Here is a 24,989-nt window from a genome sequence, read left to right as displayed (position 1 = left end):
CGAGTGCTGCGTACTTTTGAACTCATCATGATAGCGGCGATGCTGGTAGCAGCAACGATCACCTATACCATCAAGTATGATGCGGAGAGGCAGATCGCTGTTATTGCCAAGCTCAAGCGCCAGATCGATTCCGAAAAGGATACGATTACGCTTCTGCGCGCGGATTGGGCTTTGATGACCCAGCCGGGTCGCTTGCAGAGCCTCGTGGGCGTTTACTCTGAGGAACTTAAGTTGCAGCCGATCGAAGCAGAGCAGCTTGCGATGGGTGTGCAGGACATTCCGGAACGCCAGCTGGACGATATTCAGAAACTTATCTCAGGCAGTGATGAACTGGTGGCAAGCGGTGTTCTCGTACCCGATGCAACAACCACCGGCAGCATCAAGAAGAATGGAGCGAGGCACTGATCATGCGGCTGAAGCTCGGATTTTCCAAAAAGAACAAGCAGAACCTCGACCAGGGCCAAAGTCTTAATAGCGGTCCAAATCTGAATAACGGCAATGCGCCGGTTGGCAATGAAAAGCTGGCCGGCAATATGGCGTTTGTTGGTTCTCGTAAGAAGCATGGCAATCGCGCACGCAATCGTCTGTGGATGGCAATTGCCTGCTTTGTCGGCATTTACGGCGTGATTGGTGGCAAGCTAGTCTATTTTGGCGTGATTGGTGGTGAGGACGATGATTCCAACGGTCCTGCCGTACACCAGCTCGCATCGCGTCCCGACATTCTGGATCGCAACGGTGAAATTCTTGCGACAGATATCAAAACATCTTCGCTCTTTGCCGAGCCGCGCAAGATCGTCGATCCGGATGAAACCATCGAACTTCTTTCGACGGTCATTCCTGATCTCGACTGGGAAGCAACCTATCGCCGTCTCAAGAGTGGTGCAGGCTTCGTCTGGATCAAGCGCGGTCTGACGCCACGCCAGCAGAGCCAGATCATGGCGCTTGGTGTGCCGGGTATCGGTTTCCGTACCGAAAAGCGCCGTTTCTATCCTGGCGGCCCAACGGCATCTCATGTTCTCGGCCTCGTGAATGTCGACAATCAGGGCATTGCCGGCATGGAGAAATATATCGACAGCCAGGGTCTAAGTGATCTGCGTGCGGTCGGTATGGCAACCGGCCAGTCGCTTGAGCCAGTTCGGCTTTCGATTGATATTCGTGTTCAGCACATTATGCGTGACGTGCTGGTCAAGGCCGTCGACCGCTATCGCGCAATTGCCGCGGGTGCTGTGGTGCTGAATGTGAAGACCGGCGAAGTTATCGCCATGGCTTCTGTTCCTGATTTCGATCCCAACAATCCAGTGCATGCACTCGACAAGGATCGTCTGAACCGTATGTCGGCGGGCACCTACGAAATGGGCTCGACGATCAAGAGTTTCACGACAGCAATGGCGCTCGATTCCGGCAAGTTTAATCTTAACTCGAGGATCGACGCATCACGGCCACTGGTGATTGGTCGCCAGACCATCCGCGACTTCCACGGTAAAGGCCGCGTGTTGACGCTGCCCGAAGTGTTTATCTTCTCGTCTAATATCGGTTCAGGTCATGAGGCGAATGTGGTTGGCATCGAAGGCCATCGCGCGTTCCTCAAGAAGATCGGCCTGCTTGATCGCATGCAGACGGAATTGCCGGAAGTTGCGCGTCCGGTCGAACCACGCGTCTGGAAGAAAGTTCACTCCATGACCATTTCCTTTGGTCATGGCATGATGACGACACCGCTTCAAACGGCAGTGGGTGCTGCCGCGTTGATGAATGGCGGCAAGCTGATTGAACCGACATTCCTGACCCGTACACAGGCTCAGGCTGATCAGGTTGCGCAGCAGGTTATACATCCGCAGGTTTCTGCCGATATGCGCTATCTTTATCGTCTGAACTCCACCGCTCCGGGTGGTTCGGGTAAGCGCGCGACGGTTCAGGGCTATCGCGTTGGCGGTAAAACTGGCACGGCGGAAAAGGTTGTGCACGGCCGTTATTCGAAAGATGTACGCTTCAACGCGTTCCTAGCATCCTTCCCGATGGACGATCCGACCTACGTTGTTTTGACGATCATTGATGAGCCAAAACCAGAAGAAGGCAAGTACAGCGCAACCGCTGGTCTTAATGCCGCCCCGATGGTTGCAGACATTATTCGTCGCTCAGCCACCTTTTTGGGGGTTAAGCCCGATTTTAAACAGGAATTTGCGCCAGCAGAAGCAGAGATCGCTTCCGCTGATTCGATAAACGACTGACCCGTGCAGTTTCGCCATTGGGAGCGGAAGCTACACCACTGAACCTGGATTTGGTAAGACCATGAAGCTGAAGGAAATTACACTCTTTAAAGAACTGGCCTCCGGCACTGCGGACGAAGTGGACATTACCGGCGTCACGTCAGACTCTCGTAAGGTCGAACGCGGCTTCCTTTTTGCGGCCCTCAAGGGTGTAAAGGCTGATGGTTCTGCCTATGCTGCCGATGCAGTCAAGCGCGGCGCAGTTGCGATTATCGCGGGCAAGAATGTGACTCTGGAAAATCCGGGCGTGCCGGTGCTGCATGTGGATGATCCGCGTCACGCTTTGGCAGTTGCTGCCGCCCAATTTTATGGCAAACAGCCCGAAGTCATGGTCGCTGTCACCGGTACGAGTGGCAAGACGTCCGTCGCTTCTTTCACACGACAGATCTGGGCTTATGCAGGTTTTCCTGCAGCCAATATAGGAACGACTGGCGTCTTTTCGCCAACGCGCAGCGATTATAATTCGCTGACCACACCTGATCCTGTTGAGCTGCATCGTGTTCTGGCTGAACTCGTCGATGAAGGTGTTACTCATGCCGCAATGGAAGCCTCGTCGCACGGTCTTGATCAACGCCGTCTTGACGGTGTGACGCTTGCCGCCGGTGCTTTCACCAATCTCGGTCGCGATCACATGGATTATCATGCGACGATCGAAGAATATCTGAACGCAAAAATGCGCCTGTTCGATACACTTTTGCCAAAAGGATCGCCTGCAATCATTTTTGCAGATGATCAGTTCTCGCCGCAGGCGATTGAAGCGGCGAAGGCTGCTGGTTGTGACGTCAAGACTGTCGGCCGCAAGGGTGATTTCATCACCATTAAACGTGTCGAGCATGAGCGTTTCCGCCAGCATGTTGAGGTTCGCATTGCCGATGAAATCTTCGAAATCGCGTTGCCGCTGGCAGGTGATTTTCAGGTGGCGAATGCTCTCGTATCAGCAGGCCTCGCAATCGTGACAGGTGTTCCTGCGGCTGCTGCTATGCGCGCGCTTGAGCGTCTTAAAGGTGCGCCGGGTCGTCTTGATCTGGTTGGTGCTACGGAAGAGGGTGCTCCCGCTTACGTCGATTATGCACATAAGCCGGAAGCGCTCGAAAATGTTCTGACTTCCGTCCGTCCATTCACGACGGGTCGTGTGATTGTGGTGTTTGGCTGTGGTGGTGATCGCGACAAGGGCAAGCGTCCGATCATGGGCGAAATTGCTGCGCGCCTCGCGGACGTGGCCATTGTCACCGATGATAATCCGCGTTCGGAAGTGCCTGCGCAAATCCGTTCGGAGATCATGGCAGCGGCACCGGGCGCGACTGAAATTGGCGACCGCCGCGAAGCAATTTTCACCGCTGTATCGATGATGATGCCGGGCGACACACTCGTTGTTGCTGGTAAAGGGCATGAAGAAGGCCAGATCGTCGGCGACATCACGCTGCCGTTCTCGGATCATACGGAAGTGGCGGCAGCACTGGCTGCGCGCCTTGAGGAGCATAAGGAATGAGTGACTGGCTCTGGACATCTGCCGATATGGTGGAGGCCATGGAAGGCCGGCCTTTCGGTACGTTGCCTGCGGGTATCACCGGGATTTCCATCGATAGCCGCACGCTAAAGGACGGCGAAGCTTTTTTCGCGATCAAAGGCGATCTGTTTGATGGTCATGATTTTGCAACCGCTGCCATGGCGGCGGGTGCAGGTCTTCTGGTTGTCAATGAATCCCGTCTTCCTGCACTCGGTAATCTTAAAGTTCCGATGATTGTGGTCGAGGACGTGCTTGAGGCCCTCACCAAGCTCGGTATTGCTTCGCGCGAACGATCCACGGCACAGATAATCGCTGTTACCGGCTCAGTCGGCAAAACCACAACCAAAGAAGCGCTGCGTCATGTGCTGGTCGATTCAGGCAAAGTTCACGCTTCTGTTGCTTCGTTCAACAATCATTGGGGTGTGCCGCTGACGCTCGCCCGTATGCCTGCCGATACCGATTATGGTGTGTTCGAGATCGGCATGAATCATCACGACGAAATTCGTCCGCTGGTGAAGATGGTGCGTCCGCATGTGGCGCTGATCACACTGATTGCACCTGCGCATCTCGGGCATTTTGCCAATCTTGAAGAAATCGCAGTCGCGAAAGCTGAGATTTTTGAAGGTGTTGTGCCGGGCGGTTACGCGCTTCTCAATCGTGATGACAAGCGTTTCAAACAGCTTGAAGAACTGGCTGAAAAGGCAGGCATCGAGCATATCGTAACTTTTGGCGAGAATGCCCGTTCCGATTATCGCCTGCGCGAAGCGAAGATGCATCCGACCTGCTCATGCATGACGGTCAAGATCGGCAGCGAAGAGGCAGTCGTAAAGGTTGGTATGCCGGGACGCCATATCGTGCAGAACATGCTGGCTGTTCTGGGCGCGGCTCATCTTGTCGGTGCGGATATGGCAAAGGTTGCCATCGCAATGGCGACGCTTTCGGCAGAAGGCGGACGCGGTGCACGTCACGTGCTGGAACATCCGGATGGTGGTTCTTTCACGTTGATCGACGAAAGCTACAACGCAAATCCAACTTCGATGCGCGCATCGCTGTCGCTTCTCCAGGCCACTCCGCCGGAGGGGCCACGTGGTCGCCGCATCGCAATCTTAGGTGATATGCTCGAGCTTGGTCGTCAGTCAGGAAAGCTCCACGCCGATCTTGCACGGCCTATCGTCGATGCAGAAGTGAATGTGCTTTACATCGGCGGACGTGAAATGTCGGTGCTCAAAAACGCCTTGCCGGTTGAAATTCACGTCGAATACAGGCAGAGCACCGAAGAATTGTTACCGCTGGTGATGAAAGCAGTCCGCCCCGGCGATGTTGTCATGGTGAAATCCTCCAAGGGGATCGGCTTCTCCAAGATCGTCAAGGCGCTGACAAACCAATTTCCGCCGGTGGTGCCTGCTGAATAGGCGATTTTGAGGGATTTTTCTCCGCATGTTGATGCTTCTTACAATTTTTGCCGAGCATGTGACACCGTTCAACGTGTTCCGCTACATCACGTTCCGCACCGGCGGCGCGATGATTACCTCGGCACTGATCGTGTTTCTGTTCGGACCGACCATCATCAATTCGCTGCGCGCGCGGCAGGGAAAAGGTCAGCCAATCCGCGCTGACGGTCCGCAGACCCACTTCAAAAAAGCCGGAACGCCGACCATGGGCGGCCTGATGATCATGACGGGTATTCTCGTTTCATGTTTCTTCTGGGCCAATCTTTCCAGCGTCTATGTCTGGGTTGTGCTCATGGTTACTGTTGGCTTCGGCGCCATTGGCTTTTATGACGATTATCTCAAGGTCACGAAGCAGTCGGACAAGGGCTTTTCCGGCAAGTCGCGTCTCGCTATCGAGTTTCTGATCGCAGCTGTTGCGGCCTTCATCATCATGCGCGCTGGTCAGGAACCTTTCTCTTCGTCGCTGACGTTCCCGTTTATGAAGCAGTTCGTCATGAACCTCGGCTGGTTCTTTATTCCTTTCGCAGCCTTCGTCATGGTTGGTGCGGGCAATGCCGTGAATCTGACGGACGGTCTTGACGGCCTTGCAATCGTGCCAGTGATGGTTGCGGCCGCTTCATTTGGCTTCATCGCTTATCTTTCGGGCAATGCGATTTTTGCTGATTACCTGCAAATTCATTTTGTGCCTGGAACGGGTGAGCTTGCCGTGGTGCTTGGTGCGGTCATTGGTGCTGGCCTTGGCTTCCTTTGGTTCAATGCGCCACCTGCCGCTATCTTCATGGGTGACACCGGCTCGCTGGCCTTGGGCGGCATGCTTGGAACAGTTGCAGTTGCGACCAAACACGAAATCGTTCTTGCGATCATTGGCGGTTTGTTCGTGGTTGAAGCGCTTTCGGTCATTATTCAGGTCGGCTCGTTCAAGCTCACCGGTAAGCGCGTGTTCCTGATGGCGCCGATTCACCATCATTTTGAAAAGAAGGGCTGGACGGAAAGTCAGGTCGTGATCCGCTTCTGGATCGTGGCGATCATCCTCGCCATGATCGGCCTTTCTACCTTGAAGCTCAGATAACAGGCACGAAGAATGATCCCGATCACCGCCCTTAAAGATAAGACTGTAGCCCTCTTCGGATTGGGCGGGTCGGGCATCGCCACTGCCAAGGCCATCGTGGCTGGTGGGGCGAAGATCATTGCCTGGGATGATAATCCCGACAGTGTTGCCCGCGCTCAGAGCGCGGGGATTGCGACTGGTGATTTGAGGCAGGCGGACTGGTCGCAGTTCGCTGCCTTTGTGCTTTCGCCGGGTGTACCTCTCACTCATCCGAAGCCACATTGGACGGTTGATCTGGCGCGTGCCGCAGGCGTTGAAGTCATCGGTGACGTCGAACTCTTTGCGCGTGAGCGCAATCATATAGCGCCCGACTGCCCGTTTATCGCCATAACCGGCACCAACGGTAAATCGACCACGACTGCGCTGATCGCGCATATTATCAAGGCGTCCGGTCGCGATATGCAGCTTGGCGGCAATATTGGTACGGCCATCCTCACACTGGAACCGCCTGCACCAAGCCGCTTCTATGTGGTCGAGTGTTCGTCTTACCAGATTGATCTGGCGCCTTCGCTTAATCCGACTGCCGGTATTCTTCTCAATCTTACGCCTGATCATCTCGACCGCCATGGCTCCATGGAAAACTATGCCGCCATTAAAGAACGGCTTGTTGAGAAAAGCGGTGTGGCAATCATTGGTGTGGACGATGAATATTGCGCGGACATTGCGACACGCCTTGAGAGTAAGGGTGTAAAAGTCGCACGTATCTCCAAGAATAAGCGCCTTGAGAATGGAAGCTTCGCTGACGGCGCAAAGCTTTATTCGACAACAAATGGTCAGATCGAAGAACTGACTTCACTTGAAGGTATTGGTTCGCTGCGCGGCGCGCATAATGCGCAGAATGCGTTGGCTGCAGTCACTGCCTGTTTGTCTATTGGTCTTTCAATCGAAGAAATTCGTGCTGGTCTGAAGAGCTTTCCGGGTCTTGCACACCGCATGGAGCAGGTGGGATATCGTGGCAAAGTTCTGTTCGTCAACGATTCCAAAGCAACCAATGCGGAAGCGACTGCACCTGCACTGTCGTCTTTCGCCAATCACATTTATTGGATCGCCGGAGGCGTTCCCAAGGCTGGTGGCATCACATCGCTATCGAGCTTCTTCCCGCGCATCACCAAAGCCTATCTTATTGGTGAAGCAGCGGCGCAGTTTGCTGCGACGCTTGGGGATGCCGTGTCGTTCGAGATTTCCGACACCTTGGCCATTGCCGTCGAGCATGCTGCACGTGATGCAGGCAATGATGCAGCAAACGAACCTGCGGTGCTGCTCTCACCTGCATGTGCGAGTTTCGATCAGTTTCAGAATTTTGAAAAACGCGGTGATGCATTCCGTAACGCCGTTCTTGCGCTCCCGGGTGTTGAGCCGATGAGAGGGGAAAGCTGATGGTAAGTCGTGTTGACCGCGGTCCTGTCGCCAATTGGTGGTGGACAATCGACCGTTACTTTCTGGCTGCATGTCTGGCCTTGATGGGGCTTGGCGTGTTGTTATCCTTTGCGGCAAGTCCTGCCGTTGCGCAGCGCATCGGCCTCGACAGCTTCCATTTTGTTGAGCGCCAGACCTTCTTCATGATCCCGGCTGTGATCGTGATGATCGGGGTGTCATTCCTGACGCCACGCCAGATCAGGCGCTTCGCGCTGGTTTTGCTGGGCGCATCGCTGTTGCTGATGGCGGCAGCGCTTTTCGTCGGTATCGAGATCAAGGGCGCGCGCCGCTGGGTAAGCCTTGCGGGCATTTCCATTCAGCCATCCGAGTTCATGAAGCCCGCATTTGTGGTCATTTGCGCGTGGCTTTTCTCTGAGCGGGAACGTGGCGGCGAAATGCCGGGCAATTTCCTTGCAATGCTGCTTTTTATAGCGACTGTTGGGCTTCTTGTGCTCCAGCCTGACCTTGGCCAGACCATGCTGACGACGGGCACATGGGGTGCAATGTTCTTCCTGGCAGGCCTGCCAATGTTCTGGATTCTGGTTCTCGGCGGCATTGCAGTCTGCGGTGCTTTTGGCGCTTATCTGACATTTGATCACGTTGCAGGCCGTGTTAACCGCTTCATGACGGGTGAGGGCGATACGTTCCAAGTGGACGCAGGCCGCGAAGCCATTCTGCGCGGCGGTTGGTTTGGACAAGGTCCAGGCGAAGGTACGGTCAAGCGCATCATCCCTGACAGCCACACTGACTTTATCTTCTCGGTTGCGGCTGAAGAATACGGCATCATTCTGTGCATGATCATCATGGCGCTTTTTGCGTTCATAGTGATCCGCGGGCTTTCGATTGCGCTTCGTGAGCGCGATGCTTTCACACGTTTGGCTGTGTCCGGTATCGTCATTCTGTTTGGCTTCCAGTCGATCATCAACATGGCGGTTAATCTGCATCTGATGCCTGCCAAGGGTATGACGCTGCCATTCATTTCCTATGGTGGTTCCTCGCTGGTCGCTATTGCGATCACCATGGGTATTCTTCTGGCGCTGACACGCCGCCGTCCGGAAGCGCGTATGACGCATACGGTCAGTATGGGTGAGCGCATTCCGGCTTTGTGAGGGGAATATGGGAAAAGGCGTAATCGTATTGGCCGCCGGGGGAACTGGCGGTCATCTGTTTCCGGCGGAAGCGCTGGCTCATGAATTGAAGATACGTGGTTGGGATGTGCATCTGGCGACTGATGCGCGTGCTCAGCGTTTTGCCGGTGCATTTGCCGAAGACCATGTGCATGTGATCCGTTCAGCCACTATTTCAGGCCGCAATCCAATAGCACTCATAAAGACCTTCTGGTTGTTGTGGCAGGGCAATCTTGATTCGCGCAGACTATTTCGTCGATTGAAGCCGAAACTGGTTGCAGGCTTTGGTGGCTATCCAACGCTGCCACCGCTTTATGCTGCAAGTAATTTGGGAATCCCAACCGTCGTACATGAACAGAACGCCGTCATGGGTCGCGCCAATAAGGGCCTTGCGGGACGTGTGAAAGCAATTGCCGGTGGTTTCCTGCCTGAGACGAGCGGTGCACACGCCGACAAGATTATTGCGACCGGTAATCCGGTTCGCCCACCTGTGCTTGCTGCGGCCAATATGCCCTATAAGCCTGCAAAAGAAGGCCAGCGTTTTCGTCTGCTGGTGTTTGGTGGAAGTCAGGGAGCGCAGTTCTTCTCGAATGCCATACCCGAAGCGATTGCGCTGTTGTCGGACGCCGAACGCGCACGATTGCTGATTACACAGCAAGCACGTAAAGAGGACGAGGCTGCCGTTCGTACGGCTTATCAGAATCTGAAAATCCCCGCCGATGTGGCACCGTTCTTCAACGACATGCCTGCACGCATTGCGGATGCACATTTCGTGATCTCCCGTTCGGGTGCTTCGACGGTTTCAGAAATCGCGGTGATTGGCCGTCCAGCCATGCTGGTGCCGTTCCCGCATGCGCTCGATCATGATCAGGCAGCCAATGCGGCGGCGCTCGCGGCAGCAGGTGGTGGTCAGGTCGTGCGACAGTCTGAGCTGACTGCACAGCGACTGGCTGAGATCATCAGTTCAGCCATGAACGAGCCTGAAAGGCTTGAACAACAGGCAAAAGCTGCAAAAAGCGTTGGTAAGCCGGATGCCGCACAGTTGCTTGCCGATCTGTCAGAGGCTATTGCAGCAGGTAAATCAGTACAAGAATTGAAAAAAGGAAACCGGCCATGAAAATGCCGCTGAATATCGGGCTTGTCCATTTTATCGGGATAGGCGGCATCGGCATGAGCGGCATTGCGGAAGTGCTGCACAATCTCGGCTATAAGGTTCAAGGCTCTGATCAATCAGACAGCGCCAATGTGCAGCGTCTGCGCGAGAAGGGCATTGAGGTCTTTGTCGGCCACAAGGCCGAGAACCTTGGCGACGCGGAAGTGATAGTCGTCTCGACTGCGATCCGCAAAAACAACCCTGAGCTTGTCGCTGCACGTGAAAAACTTCTGCCAATCGTTCGCCGCGCTGAAATGCTGGCTGAACTGATGCGCTTCCGACGTGCAGTTGCTATTGGCGGCACACACGGCAAAACCACAACGACCTCAATGGTGGCAGCCTTGCTTGATGCCGGTCATCTTGATCCGACCGTGATCAATGGCGGCATCATCAATGCATATGGCACCAATGCCCGTATGGGCGATGGCGACTGGATGGTTGTTGAAGCGGATGAAAGCGACGGCACGTTCCTGAAGCTTCCAGCTGATATCGCGGTTGTAACCAATATCGATCCCGAACACCTCGACCATTACGGCAATTTCGACAATGTGCGCGCAGCTTTCGCGCAGTTCGTTGAGAACGTGCCATTCTACGGTTTTGGTGTGATGTGCCTCGATCATCCGGAAGTTCAGGCTCTGGTGAGCCGCATTGAGGATCGTCGTATTGTGACCTATGGGCAAAACCCGCAGGCTGATGTGCGTTTTCTCAACCATCGCATGGAAGGTGCTGTCAGCCTGTTTGACGTGCTGATCCGTTCGCGCAAGGGTGAGACGACGGAGATCAAAGACCTGCGTCTGCCAATGCCGGGTCTGCACAATGTTTCCAACGCCACAGCTGCGATTGCCGTGGCGCATGAGCTGGGTATTTCACCCGACGATATCCGTCGTGGTCTTGGAGCATTCGGTGGTGTGAAACGCCGCTTTACGCATACGGGTTCGTGGAATGGTGTCGAGATATTTGATGATTATGGACATCACCCCGTTGAAATCCGCGCTGTGCTGAAAGCCGCACGCGAAGCAACCAAGGGGCGAGTCGTCGGTATCGTCCAGCCGCATCGCTATACGCGTCTGCACAGCCTGTTTGATGAGTTTGCAGCGTGCTTCAACGACGCCGATACAGTCATTGTGACGCCAGTTTATACCGCTGGCGAAGACCCGATTGAGGGCGTGAATTCGGACGCGCTGGTTTCGCGTATCAAAACGGCTGGTCACCGCGACGCGCGTTATGCAAGCGGGCCGGAGGCACTTGCGCCACTGGTGGCATCCATCGCTGAACCCGGTGATTTCGTGGTTTGTCTGGGTGCAGGCAATATTACGCAATGGGCTTATGCGCTTCCCAAAGAACTGGCTGAACAGGGAAGCAAGTAATGGAAAGCGGCGAGGCGCTTCTCAAGAAGCTCGACGGCAAGCTGTCGGGCCTGCGCGGCAAGCTGATGCCGGATACTGGCATGGACAAGATCACTTGGTTCCGTGCCGGTGGCCCTGCACAGGTTTTGTTCCAACCAGCTGACGAAGAAGACTTGTCGGAATTTCTGAAAGCTGTGCCAGAAGAGATTCCGCTTCTGGTTGTAGGTATCGGCTCCAATCTGCTGGTACGTGACGGCGGTATCCCGGGCTTTGTGGTTCGTTTGTCGGCCAAGGGCTTTGGAGAAGTTCAGCAGGTTTCTGAAACACAGCTCAGGGCAGGGACGGCAACGCCAGACAAGCGCGTGGCTGCTGCGGCCCTTGACGCTGGTCTTGGTGGCTTTCATTTCTATCACGGCATTCCCGGTGGCATCGGTGGCGCTTTGCGCATGAATGCGGGTGCTAATGGCGTTGAAACGCGCGAACGCGTAGTGGAAGTGCGCGCACTTGATCGCAAGGGCGATCTGCACATCCTGTCCAATGCCGATATGGGCTATGCCTATCGGCACTCATCGGCTTCACCAGATTTGATCTTCACTTCAGCATTGTTTGAGGGCATTCCGGGCGACCGGGAGGAAATCAAAAAGGCGATGGACGAGGTGCAGAATCACCGCGAGACAGTACAGCCTGTGCGCGAAAAAACCGGCGGTTCAACCTTCAAGAACCCCGAAGGCACATCCGCATGGAAAGAAATCGACAAGGCAGGCTGTCGTGGTCTGCGTGTCGGTGGGGCGCAGATGTCAGAGATGCACTGCAATTTCATGATCAATACCGGCAATGCGACCGGATATGACCTCGAAACGCTCGGTGAGACAGTTCGCGCTAAAGTTTATGAGAATTCCGGCATTCGCCTTCATTGGGAGATTAAACGGCTCGGCTTGTTCCAAGAAGGCAAGCAAGTGAAAGAATTCTTATAAAAATTAACATTTTAAGAAGCCCGGATTTCCCACTGAAATACCGGGCTTTTTTGCGCTTGTTGAGTCATGCGTAAGTTGCTCCCCTTTTGATAGGGGCTTGCCACGGAATCAACTCTCTGATTCTTTATGGTTAACCGTACAGTGATTTGATTCGTCAGGGTTTTCCTGACTTGGGTGTCTGCGGCTTGTGTCGCCGGGCTATCCTGATTCTATTTTTGATTCGAGCGCAGGGAATGCGCAGAGGGGATGACTAACGTGGCTGGACAGAAGGCTGTAAAGCATGTTGCCGTTTTGATGGGCGGTTTCTCTTCTGAGCGTCCTGTCAGCCTATCCTCCGGTGCTGCCTGTGCGACAACGCTTGAAGAGTGCGGCTACCGCGTCACGCGTATCGATGTCGACCGCAATGTTGCCAGCGTTCTTGCAGAGCTGAGGCCTGATGTGGCGTTCAATGCGTTGCATGGCCCTTTTGGTGAGGATGGCGCTATTCAGGGTATCCTTGAATATCTTCAGATCCCTTACACGCATTCCGGCGTGCTCGCTTCGGCGCTTGCCATGGACAAAGATCGCGCCAAGAAGGTTGCTGCTGCTGCCGGTGTGGCTATTGCGCCATCACGTTTGATGAACCGTTTTGATATTGGTTCAGAGCATCCGATGGAGCCGCCATACGTCGTCAAACCTGTGCGTGAAGGCTCAAGCTTCGGTGTCGTTATCGTCAAGGAAGACCAGTCGCATCCGCCTCAGATTATTGGTTCTACTGACTGGCGCTATGGCGATGAGGTCATGGTCGAGGGTTATATTGCCGGTCGTGAATTGACCTGCGCTGTGATGGGTGATCGCGCGATGGATGTCTGCGAGATCATTCCAGTGGGTCATCAGTTCTACGATTATGATTCAAAATATGTGGCTGGCGCATCAACTCACGCATGTCCGGCAAAAATTTTACCAAATATTTACCAAAAAATACAAACAATGGCCCTTACGGCGCATCGGGCAATCGGGTGTCGGGGCGTAAGCAGATCAGACTTCCGTTTCGATGATCGTTTTTCCGAAGAAGGCGAAGTTATTTGGCTGGAAATTAACACCCAGCCAGGAATGACTCCTACATCGCTCGTGCCTGATATCGCGAAGGCGGCAGGTATCTCTTTTGGTGAATTGTTGAGTTGGATGGTGGAGGACGCGTCTTGTTTGCGGTAAACGGCAGATCTCAGGAATATAGGCGTTCGGGCGCGATGCGGGATGCATCGGGTGCAGCCTTTGTTCTGCCGCGCCTTCTGCGGAAGCCATTCCGCTTTGCTGTCCGTCTGTTTCAGGGCAATATCAACGTTCCACGCTATGCTGGCACGATTGGCATGCTCGGCTTTCTCGGAGCAACTGGTATTTATGGCATGGTCCTTGGCGGCCATTCCGAAAACATGGTCAAGGCAACGGCTTCGACATTTGGCTTTGCGATTGAAGACGTAAAGGTCGTTGGCAACAGCGAAACTTCTGACATCGATATTCTGGGTCAGCTTGAGCTGGATGGTGAAACCTCACTGGTCGGTTTGAGTGCCGAACAGGCGCGTCAGGCTATCGCAAAGCTGCCTTGGGTTGAAGGCGCAGAAGTGCGTAAGGTTTATCCGGGTACGCTGCTTGTTTCTCTCGAAGAGCGCAAGGCATTCGCCGTCTGGCAGAACGGCCAGGAGCTTTCTTTGATTGATTCTGCCGGCGATACCATCGTTCCATTTCGTCCGGGTCGTTACAACGCTCTCCCGCTTGTCGTGGGTGAGGGTGCCGAAAAGCGCGTTAAGGGCTTCGTAGACGAGGTTGCGGCCTATCCGGGGCTGGCTGGCAAGGTTCGTGCCTATATCCGCGTCGCTGACCGCCGTTGGGATATTCTGCTCGAAAATGGCGTTCGCATTATGCTGCCGGAAGATGAGCCGATGAAGGCTCTCGCCGAGGTTGAGCGTCTGGATAGCGAAAAGCAACTTCTGTCGCGTGATATCGCATCTGTCGATCTTCGTCTGGATGATCGCGTTACCGTTCAATTGACTGCGAGTGGCATGGAGCAACGCCAGAAGTTTTTGGCGGAGCGTAAAAAAGAATTATCCCGCACGGGGAAGCGCGTATGAGTATTCTTGGCGGAAAAGGTTCATCACCGGTCGGAACTTCAGGGCGCAAGGTGCGCCTTCTAACGGTTCTGGATGTTGGTTCAAGCAAGGTTTCCTGTGTAATTGCGCGCTTGCGTCCACATGAAAGTGGCGCGCTGCTGCCGGGTCGCACGCATCGCATGGAAGTGCTTGGCATCGGTCATCAGCGTTCGCGCGGTGTGAAGTCCGGTGTCATCATTGATCTGGATGCGGCTGAACAGTCCATTCGTCTCGCAGTTGATGCTGCCGAGCGCATGGCTGGGCTGACGGTTGATAGCCTTATCGTCAATATTTCTGCTGGACGCCTCAAGAGTGAAACCTTTACCGCGAGCGTCAATCTCGGCGGTCATGAAGTCGAGCAGACTGATATTCGCCGAGTACTGGCCGCTGGCGCCAAGCAGGCTCTTGCAGCAGAACGTCACCTCGTTCATTCGCTGCCGGTTGGCTACACACTTGATGGCGAACGCGGCATTCGCGATCCGCTCGGAATGCTGGGCGATAGCCTCGGCGTTGACATGCACGTGCTAACCGCTGATGCAGCGCCATTGCGCAATCTCGAACTCTGCATCAATCGTTGCCACCTTTCGGTCGAAGCTATCGTTGCCACCCCTTATGCGAGTGGCCTTGCGGCGCTCGTAGGTGATGAAGCTGAAATGGGTGCGGCTTGCATCGATATGGGCGGTGGCACGACGACGATTTCGGTCTTTTCCGAAGGTAAGTTCATTCACGCTGATGCTGTTGCCATTGGCGGCAATCACGTCACGATGGACGTGGCACGCGGCTTCTCCACCCGTATGGAGGATGCTGAGCGTCTCAAGGTCATGTACGGCTCGGCGCTGCCAAGCGCTGCCGATGACCGCGACCTCATCTCAGTTCCGCCAATCGGCGACGACGAGCGTGATGTACCCAATCAATATCCGCGCTCGGTACTGACGCGGATCATCCGTGCAAGAGTGGAAGAAACACTGGAACTGGTTCGCGACAGGCTGAACCAGTCCGGCCTCGGACATATTGTCGGCAAGCGTGTTGTCCTGACAGGCGGCGCAAGCCAGTTGCCGGGCATGCCTGAAGCTGCGCGACGGATTCTTGCAAGAAATGTACGTATCGGGCGTCCGCTAGGCATAGCGGGATTGCCTGAGGCGGCTAAGGGTGCGGCTTTCTCCGCGACCGTCGGACTTCTGATCTACCCTCAGGTGGCAGGCATTGAAGAACGGTCAGTGAAGGCAGCCTCCTCCGGTCTTATGACTGGTACGGGCGGGCGGATTCAACGTGTCGGCCAATGGCTGAGAGAGAGTTTTTGAGTACACATTGAGTGATTTGATTGCGTGATGTGGGCGTAACCATCAGCGTAATAACCAATTAGCACCGCGGCGGCGAAGCGGTGAGAGGCTTAAGAGGAACGAGAACCATGACCATTAATCTGCAAAAGCCGGACATCACCGAGCTGAAGCCTCGCATCACTGTATTCGGTGTCGGCGGTGGCGGCGGCAACGCGGTAAACAACATGATCAATGCCGGTCTGCGCGGCGTGGATTTTGTCGTTGCCAACACCGACGCGCAGGCTCTGACGATGTCAAAGTCTGAACGCATGATCCAGCTTGGCGCTGCTGTCACCGAAGGCCTCGGTGCTGGCTCCCAGCCAGAAGTTGGCCGCGCAGCCGCTGAAGAATGCATCGATGAAATCGTCGATCATCTTAACGGCACGCATATGTGCTTCGTAACGGCAGGCATGGGCGGTGGCACCGGTACAGGTGCCGCTCCTGTTGTGGCACGTGCAGCACGCGAACGCGGTATCCTCACCGTTGGCGTTGTTACCAAGCCTTTCCACTTCGAAGGTGCTCGCCGCATGAAGACGGCTGAGTACGGCATCGAAGAACTGCAGAAGAACGTCGATACCCTGATCGTCATTCCGAACCAGAACCTCTTCCGCATTGCCAACGACAAAACCACCTTCGCTGACGCCTTCGCAATGGCCGATCAGGTGCTCTATTCCGGTGTTGCCTGCATCACCGATCTGATGGTCAAGGAAGGCCTCATCAATCTCGACTTTGCTGACGTTCGTTCTGTCATGCGCGAAATGGGCAAGGCGATGATGGGCACCGGCGAAGCTTCGGGCGAAGGCCGTGCGATGGCTGCTGCTGAAGCCGCGATTGCTAATCCACTGCTCGACGAAACTTCGATGCGCGGTGCAAAGGGTCTCCTGATCTCGATCACTGGTGGTCGTGACATGACCCTCTTTGAAGTCGATGAAGCTGCAACCCGTATCCGCGAAGAAGTTGATCCGGAAGCCAACATCATTCTCGGCGCGACCTTCGACGAAGGCCTCGAAGGCGTCATCCGTGTATCCGTTGTTGCAACCGGCATCGACAAGCAGATTGGAGATGCGGCCCCGGCGCCGCTGGAATTTCGCCAGCCAGTAAAACCAGCCGCTCAGCAGGCAAAGCCAATGGCTCCGCATGGCGCTCTGCGTCTTCCGGTTACTGAACAGCCACGTCAGGCTGAATCAGCCGCTCCGGCTGCTCAGTCGATCGAAAGTGAAATGCCAGCTGCGACTGCTGCACCTGCAGCTTCGGCTGCTCCAGACTTCCGTCCGCAGAGCCGTATTTTCCAGGCTCCTGCTGCTGACAGCTTTGAACGCGCACCTGTTGCCCGTCCTGCAGCTCCACAGCCGCAGATGATCAACAATCAGGCGACGGCTCATGCGATGCAGCCGCAGGCATACCAGCAGCCACAGCAGATGCATGCAGAACCAGCTCCACAGCCACGTCCTGCTCCACGCATGCCGGCGGTGTCTGACTTTCCCCCAGTCGCTCAGGCAGAAATCAATGCACGTCGTGCAGCGCCTCAGCAGCCTGTTCAGGAAGAACGCGGACCGATGAGCCTTCTCAAGCGCCTGACCCATGGTTTGTCGTCGCGCCGTGAAGAAGAACAGCCAGCAGCTCGTCTGGAGCCAGCGCAGCATCGTGAGCCTGCAATGCGCCAGCCGGAACAGCGCCGCCCAATGCAGCAGGACAGCTCGATCTATGCTCCACGCCGTGGCCAGCTCGATGATCAGGGTCGTCGGCAGCCACGCGCTGCCTCAGAAGAAGATCAGCTCGAAATCCCGGCATTTCTGCGCCGCCAGTCGAACTAATCATCTGATCCGACTCTGAAATAGAAAAAGCCGTGGGATTCTTCCCACGGCTTTTTTCGTTAGATACCGTTGTTCACAATTGTTGCCTCAAGCGCTTCAGCTCGTGGTTTTGAAGCATGTTGTTGTGGGAAAGCCGTCCTCTGCATTTCCATGACGGGCTTTATACCAAGGTGCTACGATGCTGACGCATCACGCCTTGAAAAGGTTCAATCGCCACACGGACTTAACCAAAGTCCGATGAGTCTTACTCAATGAACTTTGGTATTAGTAGCCGTCGTTATACTTTGTAAGAAAGCGTGATTTTGAACAGCTGCCGAGCATCACTATTTTCTACGAGATAGCATGATAAGGTTCGCATATGGACGCGAGCCACTTTTCGTGCGTTCGTCGCTATTTTCGCCATATCTATCTTATTATAGAAATACATGACGGAAGCTGGTGATTGCTTAATACAGGCACTGCACGCTCGGTGGGGGCATCTCGGTAGAGGTTTCGCTCTTACTTCATATGATAATTAGATTGGACTGGTTTTGAGCGCTTATCAAAAAACAATCGGTCGCGCGGTGACGCTATCTGGCGTTGGCGTTCATGGCGGAGCGCCCGCGTCGGTGACGTTTCTACCGGCTGATGCGGATGCGGGTATCATTTTCCAGCGCTCGGACCTGGGGACTGCTTCGCGCGACATCCACGCTCATGTCTCGGAAATTGGTGCGACGGATCTGTCTACCGCACTGGGGCCGCAGGAAGCACGCGTCAATACCGTTGAGCACCTGATGGCCGCAATCGCTGCGGTTGGGATCGACAATCTGATTATCGAAGTGGATGGGCCTGAAATTCCAATTCTCGATGGAACGTCAGCACGTTTTATAGAGTCTTTTGACGAAGCCGGTATCGTGTTGCAGGAAGCAAAGCGGCGCTTTATTCGCATTTTGAAGACAGTGCGCGTTGAAGCCGGTGGTTCATGGGGTGAATTCCAGCCGTATTCTGGGACACGCTTTGAGGTCGAGATTGACTTTGAGTGCCCGCTTATCGGTCGACAGAAGTTTGCTGCCGATATGTCGGACGAAACCTTTCGCAAGGAGATATCGACGGCACGGACCTTTGGCTTCATGAAGGACGTTGAGCGCCTCTGGGCGGCAGGTCTGGCTCTTGGTTCCTCGCTCGATAATTCTCTTGTGATTGGCGACGATAATTCAGTAATCAATCCCGGCGGATTGCGTTTCAAGGATGAATTCGTGCGTCATAAGATGCTGGATGCCGTGGGCGATATTTCGCTTGCTGGTCTTCCGTTTATTGGCTGCTTCCGTTCTTATCGCGGTGGTCACAGATTGAATGCGGAAACCGTCAAGGCACTACTTGCTGACAAGTCGAATTACGATATCGTCGAAGCAAGCGGTGTGCGCCGGAATACAGACAGCTCGGATTTTGTAGCTGCACAGCCAAATATATCTGCGCCTTGGGCGCTTTAAAGTTCGTGTAGAAGGCTCGGACGTTTATGGCCATAATTGGGCCGTGATCGCCGGGTCTTCTGCGCTTTGAGTCGGCGTATTCGTTGTGGACTGACAGGCAAGCCTCTGCATTGGATGAGGAAAAGCCATTGGTTTGCATAGATATAGCTTTAGGCCGAGGTATTCATGCCTTATGCGCGCGAAATTCGGACGATTGATCAGCTTGACGATTGCCGATTTCGCCAGCATGTGGTTTATGAACTGCCAAAACAGCCTCGGCTATGTTTACCTATGCGCTGATGCTGATGTATTGGGAAGAATGGGGAAAGCCGTGAATTGAAGAGTTCACGTTGCTCCAGACAGAAAAGACGTTGCCAGATGGCCGGAGACCGCATGACGAGTTCGAAATTCCCGGTGAAGACGAAAACCGCGCTGCTAGCCAGCGCTCTTGCCGTTTTTGTTCCGCTTGCGGGATGTGCTAGCAAAAACGACGATATCGATCTTTCCAAGTATGTGGAGACGATCGATCCGGCGGACAAGCTTTACAACGAAGGTCTTGCTAACCTAGATGCAGGTCGTCTCGGCGAAGCTGCGAAGAAGTTTGCCGCTGTTGATCGTCAGCATCCTTACACTGAATGGGCACGTAAGTCGCTCGTCATGGCTGCCTTCACGAATTACCGTCAAGGTAATTACGAAGAAGCAATCAGCATGGCCAAGCGTTACAACACGCTTTATCCGACTTCGCCTGAATCTGCTTACGCTTACTACATCATCGGCTTGAGCTATTTCCGTCAGATTCCTGACGTGACACGTGATCAGGCCGCAAGTCGTCGTGCAATTGCCGCGATGCAGGAAGTGGTCGATCGCTTCCCGACCTCCGAATATGTTGACGACGCTAAGACGAAGATTCGTGTTGCTCGTGACCAGCTCGCCGGCAAGGAAATGCAGGTTGGCCGTTATTACCTTGAGCGCAAAGAGTATCTTGCCGCGATCAAGCGCTTCCGTCTGGTTGTTGAAGAGTATTCCAACACTCGACAGGTGGAAGAAGCATTGGCTCGTCTGGTGGAAGCCTATTATGCGCTTGGCCTGACTTCCGAAGCCCAGATGGCTGCATCGGTGCTTGGCAAAAACTTCCCAGACAGCCGCTGGTATAAGGATTCTTACAAGCTCTTGCAGAGCGGTGGTCTTGAGCCACGTGAGAATGGCGGTTCGTGGCTCGCCAAGGCCTCGGCACTCATCACGGGTGGCGGCGCCTAAGCCGATACCCGCATGCTGTCGCACCTATCGATCCGCGATATTGTCCTGATTGAAAGGCTCGACATCGAGTTCAAGACCGGCTTGTCCGTACTTACGGGCGAGACCGGTGCGGGCAAATCCATCTTGCTCGATTCGTTGTCGCTTGCGCTTGGCGCACGCGGCGACGCTTCTCTGGTTCGCCACGGCGCGGACCAGGGGCAGGTGACTGCCGTGTTTGACGTGCCTGGCGTACACCCTGCGAGAAGTTTTCTCCGTGATAATGGTTTTGATGATGACGGTGACGTTATCCTGCGTCGTCTCCAGATGGGTGATGGCCGCACGCGCGTCTTCATCAACGATCAGGCTGCAAGCGTTGCGCTGCTGCGAGAACTGGGCAAACGCCTTGTTGAAATCCACGGTCAGCATGATGACCGTGCGCTGATCGATATCGATATTCATCGTACATTGCTGGATGCATTTGGCGGACTTGATTCCGAGACCGCTGTTGTTCGCGAAAGATTCAAGGCTTGGCGCGATGCTGAAAATGCTTTGTCAAAACATCGTGCGCGCGTCGAGCAAGCGGAACGGGAAGGTGATTATCTACGCTCGTCTGTTGCAGAACTGACCAAACTTGATCCGCAGCCGGGCGAGGAAGACGAACTCGCAGAACGCCGCGCAATCATGATGAAATCTGAAAAGATCGCCGGTGACGTGAATGAAGCAGGCGAGCTTCTGTCGGGAAATGGTTCGCCGGTTCCGACACTGGCAAGCCTCGTGCGTCGCTTGGAGCGTAAAATTCCTGAAGCACCGCATCTTCTTGAGCCGGTTTGCAAGGCAATTGACGAAGCGCTCAATAGTTTGGCCCTTGCGCAGGATGGCATTGACCATGCCATGCGTGAGATCGACTTTGATCCGCGTGTGCTGGAACAGGTGGAAGAGCGACTTTTTGCTCTCAGAGCTGCTGCCCGCAAATATTCGGTCGCGGTTGAGGGCCTGCCAGCATTGCGCGACAAGATGGATGCAGACCTTGCCGATCTTGATGCGGGTGCGGAAAAGCTGATCCAGCTGGAAGCACAGGCAACCGAAACGCGTGCTTCTTTCGATACTGCGGCGAAGGCTCTGTCTGAACGCCGCAAGGACACGGCTGATCATCTAAAAGCTGCTGTTATGGCAGAGCTTCCGGCACTCAAGCTGGAACGTGCCGAGTTCATCGTGGAAATGACCACCGATGCCAATGCGCGCGCTGCTGAAGGTATTGATACGGTTGAATATTGGGTTCGCACCAATCCGGGCACCCGTGCTGGACCGATGATGAAGGTCGCCTCGGGTGGCGAGCTATCGCGCTTTCTGCTGGCGCTGAAAGTGGCGCTTGCTGATCGTGGTTCTGCCCCGACGCTTGTGTTCGACGAAATCGATACTGGCGTGGGTGGTGCGGTTGCTGATGCGATTGGTCAACGTCTGGCGCGGTTGTCGTCTCGCGTGCAGGTTCTTTCCGTCACCCATGCGCCGCAAGTTGCCGCGCGTGCCTCGACGCATTTCCTGATAGCGAAATCCGCGACCAATGAAGATCGCATGTCGACCTCAATTCGTTCGATCGGGGTTGATGAGCGGCAGGAAGAAATCGCGCGTATGCTTGCCGGTGCGAGCATCACTGATGAAGCGCGCGCTGCTGCTGAGCGTTTGCTGGCCGAGAACAGTGCACTCGCTATTTAGCGAGCTGTCAGCAGTCTGTGTGCGATTTGCTGTTTTCATAGGCGTAGCCTCTTTTCTTGTTTATGTTGGGCAAAATTGAATCAGCAGGTTTTGCCACGCATATGTCCGATATCTCCGTTGAAAAACTGACCGACCTTGAAGCTGTTGCTGAACTGGAGCGGCTGGCGCGCGAAATAGCTCATCATGATGAGCTCTATCATGCGAATGACCGGCCTGAGATTTCGGATGCAGATTATGACGCGCTGAAGCGGCGCAATGATGCAATCGAAGAGCGCTTTCCACATTTGGTGCGCACAGATAGCCCATCTTTACGCGTTGGCAGTACGCCGGTTTCAAAGTTCGCGCAGGTTGTTCATGCGCGTCCGATGCTTTCGCTTGGCAATGCGTTTTCTGATGAAGACGTGCGCGATTTTGTGGGCAGCGTTTATCGTTTTCTCGGACAGTTGCCGGATAATTCAATTGCTTTCACGGCTGAACCGAAGATCGACGGGCTTTCCATGTCGATCCGCTATGAGAATGGCGTCCTGGTCAGTGCTGCCACGCGTGGGGACGGTACGACCGGCGAAAATGTGACGGCCAATATCCGCACCATCGGCGAGATACCGAACAAGCTTCCGGCGGGTGTTCCTGCGGTCGTGGAAGTCCGCGGCGAGGTCTATATGGCCAAAAGCGATTTTCTTGCGCTCAACGAGCAGATGGCAGCTGAGGGCAAACAGACTTACGTCAATCCGCGCAATACAGCAGCGGGATCGCTGCGCCAATTGGATGCCAAGGTAACTGCAAACCGCAAGCTCAAATTCTTTGCCTATGCCTGGGGTGAGATGTCGGACATGCCTGCTGATACCCAACACGGCATGGTCGAGGTGTTCCGCAAATGGGGCTTTCCAGTCAATCCGCTGACGAAGCGGCTTAATAGTGCGGATGAGCTGATTGTGCATTATCGCGCCATTGGTCTTGAGCGCGCTAAGCTAGATTATGATATTGATGGCGTTGTCTACAAAGTGGACCGGCTGGATCTGCAAACGCGGCTTGGCTTCCGTTCACGCAGCCCGCGCTGGGCCATTGCGCATAAATTCCCGGCAGAACAGGCGACGACGATCCTGCGTGGCATAGACATTCAGGTTGGACGTACAGGCGCGCTGACACCGGTTGCACGACTTGAACCTATTACCGTCGGCGGTGTCGTTGTCACCAATGCGACGTTGCATAATGAAGACTACATCAAGGGAATTGGCCTCAAGGGCGAACGTATCCGCGATGAGGAACACGACATTCGCATCGGCGATACGGTGATCGTGCAGCGCGCCGGCGATGTCATTCCTCAGATTGTCGATGTGGTGTTGGAGAAGCGCCCAGCAGATGCTGTGCCGTTCCATTTCCCGCATGAATGCCCGGTCTGTGGCAGCCATGCGGTGCGTGAAGAAGGCGAAGCGGTCTATCGCTGCACAGGCGGTTTGACTTGCGCTGCTCAAGCGGTAGAGCGCATTCGTCATTTCGTATCGCGCAATGCGTTCGATATTGAAGGGCTTGGCGAAAAACAGGTCGAGTTCTTCTTCCATGCGGAAGATGACAACCTCAAGATCAAATCGCCTGCGGATATTTTCACGCTGCAAAGGCGACAGGCTGAATCACCCTTAAAGAAGCTCGAAAATATCGAGGGCTTTGGTGCAACTTCCGTGAAGAAGCTCTATGATGCGATCAATGACCGGCGTGAGATTGCGCTGCATCGGTTCCTGTTTGGACTCGGTATCCGCCATGTTGGCGAAGTGAATGCCAAGCGCTTTGCGAAGGCTTATCTCACCTATGATAAGTTTGCCGAGGCCGCGACATCTGCTGTTCCGCCGAAAGAAGGCGACCGCGCCGACAAGGGCAATGAAGCGTGGCAGGATCTGATTGCTGTCGAAGGCATCGGCGGTATTGTTGCCGAGGCTGTCGTCGATTTCTATGCCGAACCGCATAATGTGCAAGTGCTGAATGCGCTTCTGGCCGAAGTGAAGCCGCTCGATGAAGCAGCGCGCGTCGCAACTGGCTCGCCAGTGGAAGGCAAGACGGTGGTATTTACCGGCAGCCTTGAACGCATGTCGCGTGACGAGGCCAAAGCCATGGCCGAGCGGTATGGAGCCAAGACGGCAGGTTCTGTTTCGAAGAAAACTGATCTGGTTGTGGCCGGCCCGGGTGCCGGATCAAAGCTTGCAAAGGCTTCTGAGCTTGGCATTGAAGTGATTGACGAAGATGCGTGGCTCGCATTGGTTGGGGAAGGCTGATGGCTCCGTTCAAAGGTTTCGGCGACAAGGCCCTTCCCTTTCTGAAGGCGCTCGATTTTCATCAAAACCGCGAGTGGTTTGTTGAGAATAAGGACCTGTTTGAAGAGCACCTCAAGGAGCCGCTTGGCGATTTGGTTGAGGAGTTGACGGGGCGGTTTGAAAAAGCCGGGCTACCGTTCAAGGGAGATCGTGTGAAAGCGCAGTTCCGCATCAAGCGGGACACGCGTTTTTCCAAGGATAAGGCTCCTTATAACCGGCATTTGTCAGCGCTTCTCTCGAACTCTGGCACCAAATGGGACGAGAGCGGTTGCTTCTATGTCTGCATCGGTTTGCCGGGTGTGCGGGATTGCTATGCAGGCGTTGCATGGTGGGGGCCGAAGAAACAAGTTCTGCAAGCCATCCGCGATGCAATTGTCGAAAAGCCGGACGACTATCGCACTGTCGTGGCAAAGCTCAAGAAAAGCGGTTTGCAGATCAGTGACAATGATCGGTTAAAGCGCACGCCGCGCGGCTTTGAAAGCGTGACAGAACCGGATTTGCTCGATGCTATTCGTAACCGGCATTTTGCGGTGCGCCTGGAAATCGATCCGAAAACGATCACTCGTGCAGACTTGTCTGATCGATTGTTCAAGTTTGCCGAGCAGTCGCGCCCGCTGATAGATTGGGTAAAAAAGATTGAAGGCACGGTTCCGCAAACATCAGAGTAATGCATTGATCCATCAT

19 protein-coding genes are annotated in these 24,989 nt (G+C 54.7%); all 19 read left to right on the top strand.

The annotated features are described in order from the left end of the window. Positions 1 to 3 precede the first annotated feature (3 nt). The 19 genes from ftsL (at position 4) to CES85_RS16670 (ending at position 24,973) form a co-directional block, all read left to right on the top strand. Complete coding sequence (gene ftsL / locus CES85_RS16760; protein ID WP_095446969.1) at positions 4 to 405, top strand: cell division protein FtsL; 402 nt, start codon at positions 4 to 6, stop codon at positions 403 to 405. Positions 406 to 533: 128 nt separating this feature from the next. Beyond that, a complete protein-coding gene (locus tag CES85_RS16755; protein WP_404901340.1) occupies positions 534 to 2,225 on the top strand; it encodes a peptidoglycan D,D-transpeptidase FtsI family protein in 1,692 nt (563 codons plus the stop codon). Positions 2,226 to 2,286: 61 nt separating this feature from the next. Then, a complete protein-coding gene (locus CES85_RS16750; RefSeq protein WP_095446967.1) occupies positions 2,287 to 3,753 on the top strand; it encodes a UDP-N-acetylmuramoyl-L-alanyl-D-glutamate--2,6-diaminopimelate ligase in 1,467 nt (488 codons plus the stop codon). Further along, positions 3,750 to 5,183, top strand: a complete 1,434-nt coding sequence (locus tag CES85_RS16745; protein WP_095446966.1) for a UDP-N-acetylmuramoylalanyl-D-glutamyl-2,6-diaminopimelate--D-alanyl-D-alanine ligase — start codon at positions 3,750 to 3,752, stop codon at positions 5,181 to 5,183. The genes CES85_RS16750 and CES85_RS16745 overlap by 4 nt, the downstream gene beginning before the upstream one ends. 25 nt (positions 5,184 to 5,208) lie before the next feature. Continuing rightward, positions 5,209 to 6,291 carry a phospho-N-acetylmuramoyl-pentapeptide-transferase gene (mraY, locus tag CES85_RS16740; protein WP_095446965.1) on the top strand — a complete coding sequence of 361 codons (1,083 nt, stop codon included), beginning with the start codon at positions 5,209 to 5,211 and terminating at the stop codon, positions 6,289 to 6,291. A gap of 12 nt (positions 6,292 to 6,303) precedes the next feature. Continuing rightward, on the top strand, positions 6,304 to 7,707 hold the full coding sequence (gene murD / locus CES85_RS16735; RefSeq protein ID WP_095446964.1) for a UDP-N-acetylmuramoyl-L-alanine--D-glutamate ligase: 1,404 nt from the start codon (positions 6,304 to 6,306) through the stop codon (positions 7,705 to 7,707). After that, positions 7,707 to 8,855: a putative lipid II flippase FtsW gene (gene ftsW / locus CES85_RS16730; protein ID WP_095446963.1), complete on the top strand. Its 1,149-nt coding sequence runs from the start codon at positions 7,707 to 7,709 to the stop codon at positions 8,853 to 8,855. The genes murD and ftsW overlap by 1 nt, the downstream gene beginning before the upstream one ends. Before the next feature lie 7 nt (positions 8,856 to 8,862). Beyond that, positions 8,863 to 9,990, top strand: coding sequence for an undecaprenyldiphospho-muramoylpentapeptide beta-N-acetylglucosaminyltransferase (gene murG, locus CES85_RS16725; RefSeq protein WP_095446962.1), 1,128 nt, complete (start codon positions 8,863 to 8,865; stop codon positions 9,988 to 9,990). Then, complete coding sequence (murC, locus tag CES85_RS16720) at positions 9,987 to 11,393, top strand: UDP-N-acetylmuramate--L-alanine ligase (protein WP_095446961.1); 1,407 nt, start codon at positions 9,987 to 9,989, stop codon at positions 11,391 to 11,393. Before murG ends, murC begins: the two co-directional genes overlap by 4 nt. Continuing rightward, entirely contained in the window at positions 11,393 to 12,346 is a 954-nt protein-coding gene (gene murB / locus CES85_RS16715; protein WP_095446960.1) for a UDP-N-acetylmuramate dehydrogenase, read from the top strand. Before murC ends, murB begins: the two co-directional genes overlap by 1 nt. Positions 12,347 to 12,640: 294 nt before the next feature. Beyond that, on the top strand, positions 12,641 to 13,540 hold the full coding sequence (locus CES85_RS16710) for a D-alanine--D-alanine ligase (protein WP_244923307.1): 900 nt from the start codon (positions 12,641 to 12,643) through the stop codon (positions 13,538 to 13,540). Continuing rightward, a complete protein-coding gene (locus tag CES85_RS16705) occupies positions 13,528 to 14,454 on the top strand; it encodes a cell division protein FtsQ/DivIB (protein WP_095446958.1) in 927 nt (308 codons plus the stop codon). The genes CES85_RS16710 and CES85_RS16705 overlap by 13 nt, the downstream gene beginning before the upstream one ends. Further along, a complete protein-coding gene (gene ftsA, locus CES85_RS16700) occupies positions 14,451 to 15,773 on the top strand; it encodes a cell division protein FtsA (protein ID WP_095446957.1) in 1,323 nt (440 codons plus the stop codon). The genes CES85_RS16705 and ftsA overlap by 4 nt, the downstream gene beginning before the upstream one ends. 107 nt (positions 15,774 to 15,880) lie before the next feature. Beyond that, a complete protein-coding gene (ftsZ, locus tag CES85_RS16695; RefSeq protein ID WP_095446956.1) occupies positions 15,881 to 17,605 on the top strand; it encodes a cell division protein FtsZ in 1,725 nt (574 codons plus the stop codon). A 530-nt stretch (positions 17,606 to 18,135) separates the two neighbouring features. Then, the gene (gene lpxC, locus CES85_RS16690; protein ID WP_095446955.1) at positions 18,136 to 19,074 is read left to right on the top strand and encodes a UDP-3-O-acyl-N-acetylglucosamine deacetylase; all 939 of its coding nucleotides are present in this window, start codon (positions 18,136 to 18,138) and stop codon (positions 19,072 to 19,074) included. 372 nt (positions 19,075 to 19,446) lie between these two features. Beyond that, the gene (locus CES85_RS16685) at positions 19,447 to 20,310 is read left to right on the top strand and encodes an outer membrane protein assembly factor BamD (protein ID WP_095446954.1); all 864 of its coding nucleotides are present in this window, start codon (positions 19,447 to 19,449) and stop codon (positions 20,308 to 20,310) included. Positions 20,311 to 20,322: 12 nt separating this feature from the next. After that, on the top strand, positions 20,323 to 22,002 hold the full coding sequence (gene recN, locus CES85_RS16680; protein ID WP_095446953.1) for a DNA repair protein RecN: 1,680 nt from the start codon (positions 20,323 to 20,325) through the stop codon (positions 22,000 to 22,002). A gap of 101 nt (positions 22,003 to 22,103) precedes the next feature. After that, on the top strand, positions 22,104 to 24,266 hold the full coding sequence (gene ligA, locus CES85_RS16675; protein WP_095447929.1) for an NAD-dependent DNA ligase LigA: 2,163 nt from the start codon (positions 22,104 to 22,106) through the stop codon (positions 24,264 to 24,266). Then, positions 24,266 to 24,973, top strand: coding sequence for a DUF2461 domain-containing protein (locus tag CES85_RS16670; RefSeq protein WP_095446952.1), 708 nt, complete (start codon positions 24,266 to 24,268; stop codon positions 24,971 to 24,973). Before ligA ends, CES85_RS16670 begins: the two co-directional genes overlap by 1 nt. The last annotated feature ends 16 nt before the right edge of the window (positions 24,974 to 24,989 follow it).

It is taken from the genome of Ochrobactrum quorumnocens (assembly GCF_002278035.1).
Taxonomy (GTDB): domain Bacteria; phylum Pseudomonadota; class Alphaproteobacteria; order Rhizobiales; family Rhizobiaceae; genus Brucella; species Brucella quorumnocens.
This window is presented reverse-complemented; position numbering and strand designations above follow the sequence as displayed.

Bases quoted from the DNA above. Each gene is read 5' to 3' on its own strand.
- CES85_RS16755 (WP_404901340.1), top strand. From the start codon at position 534: ATGGCGTTTGTTGGTTCTCGTAAGAAGCATGGCAATCGCGCACGCAAT.
- CES85_RS16750 (WP_095446967.1), top strand. From the start codon at position 2,287: ATGAAGCTGAAGGAAATTACACTCTTTAAAGAACTGGCCTCCGGCACT.
- CES85_RS16745 (WP_095446966.1), top strand. From the start codon at position 3,750: ATGAGTGACTGGCTCTGGACATCTGCCGATATGGTGGAGGCCATGGAA.
- mraY (WP_095446965.1), top strand. From the start codon at position 5,209: ATGTTGATGCTTCTTACAATTTTTGCCGAGCATGTGACACCGTTCAAC.
- murD (WP_095446964.1), top strand. From the start codon at position 6,304: ATGATCCCGATCACCGCCCTTAAAGATAAGACTGTAGCCCTCTTCGGA.
- ftsW (WP_095446963.1), top strand. From the start codon at position 7,707: ATGGTAAGTCGTGTTGACCGCGGTCCTGTCGCCAATTGGTGGTGGACA.
- murG (WP_095446962.1), top strand. From the start codon at position 8,863: ATGGGAAAAGGCGTAATCGTATTGGCCGCCGGGGGAACTGGCGGTCAT.
- murC (WP_095446961.1), top strand. From the start codon at position 9,987: ATGAAAATGCCGCTGAATATCGGGCTTGTCCATTTTATCGGGATAGGC.
- murB (WP_095446960.1), top strand. From the start codon at position 11,393: ATGGAAAGCGGCGAGGCGCTTCTCAAGAAGCTCGACGGCAAGCTGTCG.
- CES85_RS16710 (WP_244923307.1), top strand. From the start codon at position 12,641: ATGGGCGGTTTCTCTTCTGAGCGTCCTGTCAGCCTATCCTCCGGTGCT.
- ftsA (WP_095446957.1), top strand. From the start codon at position 14,451: ATGAGTATTCTTGGCGGAAAAGGTTCATCACCGGTCGGAACTTCAGGG.
- ftsZ (WP_095446956.1), top strand. From the start codon at position 15,881: ATGACCATTAATCTGCAAAAGCCGGACATCACCGAGCTGAAGCCTCGC.
- CES85_RS16685 (WP_095446954.1), top strand. From the start codon at position 19,447: ATGACGAGTTCGAAATTCCCGGTGAAGACGAAAACCGCGCTGCTAGCC.
- recN (WP_095446953.1), top strand. From the start codon at position 20,323: ATGCTGTCGCACCTATCGATCCGCGATATTGTCCTGATTGAAAGGCTC.
- ligA (WP_095447929.1), top strand. From the start codon at position 22,104: ATGTCCGATATCTCCGTTGAAAAACTGACCGACCTTGAAGCTGTTGCT.
- CES85_RS16670 (WP_095446952.1), top strand. From the start codon at position 24,266: ATGGCTCCGTTCAAAGGTTTCGGCGACAAGGCCCTTCCCTTTCTGAAG.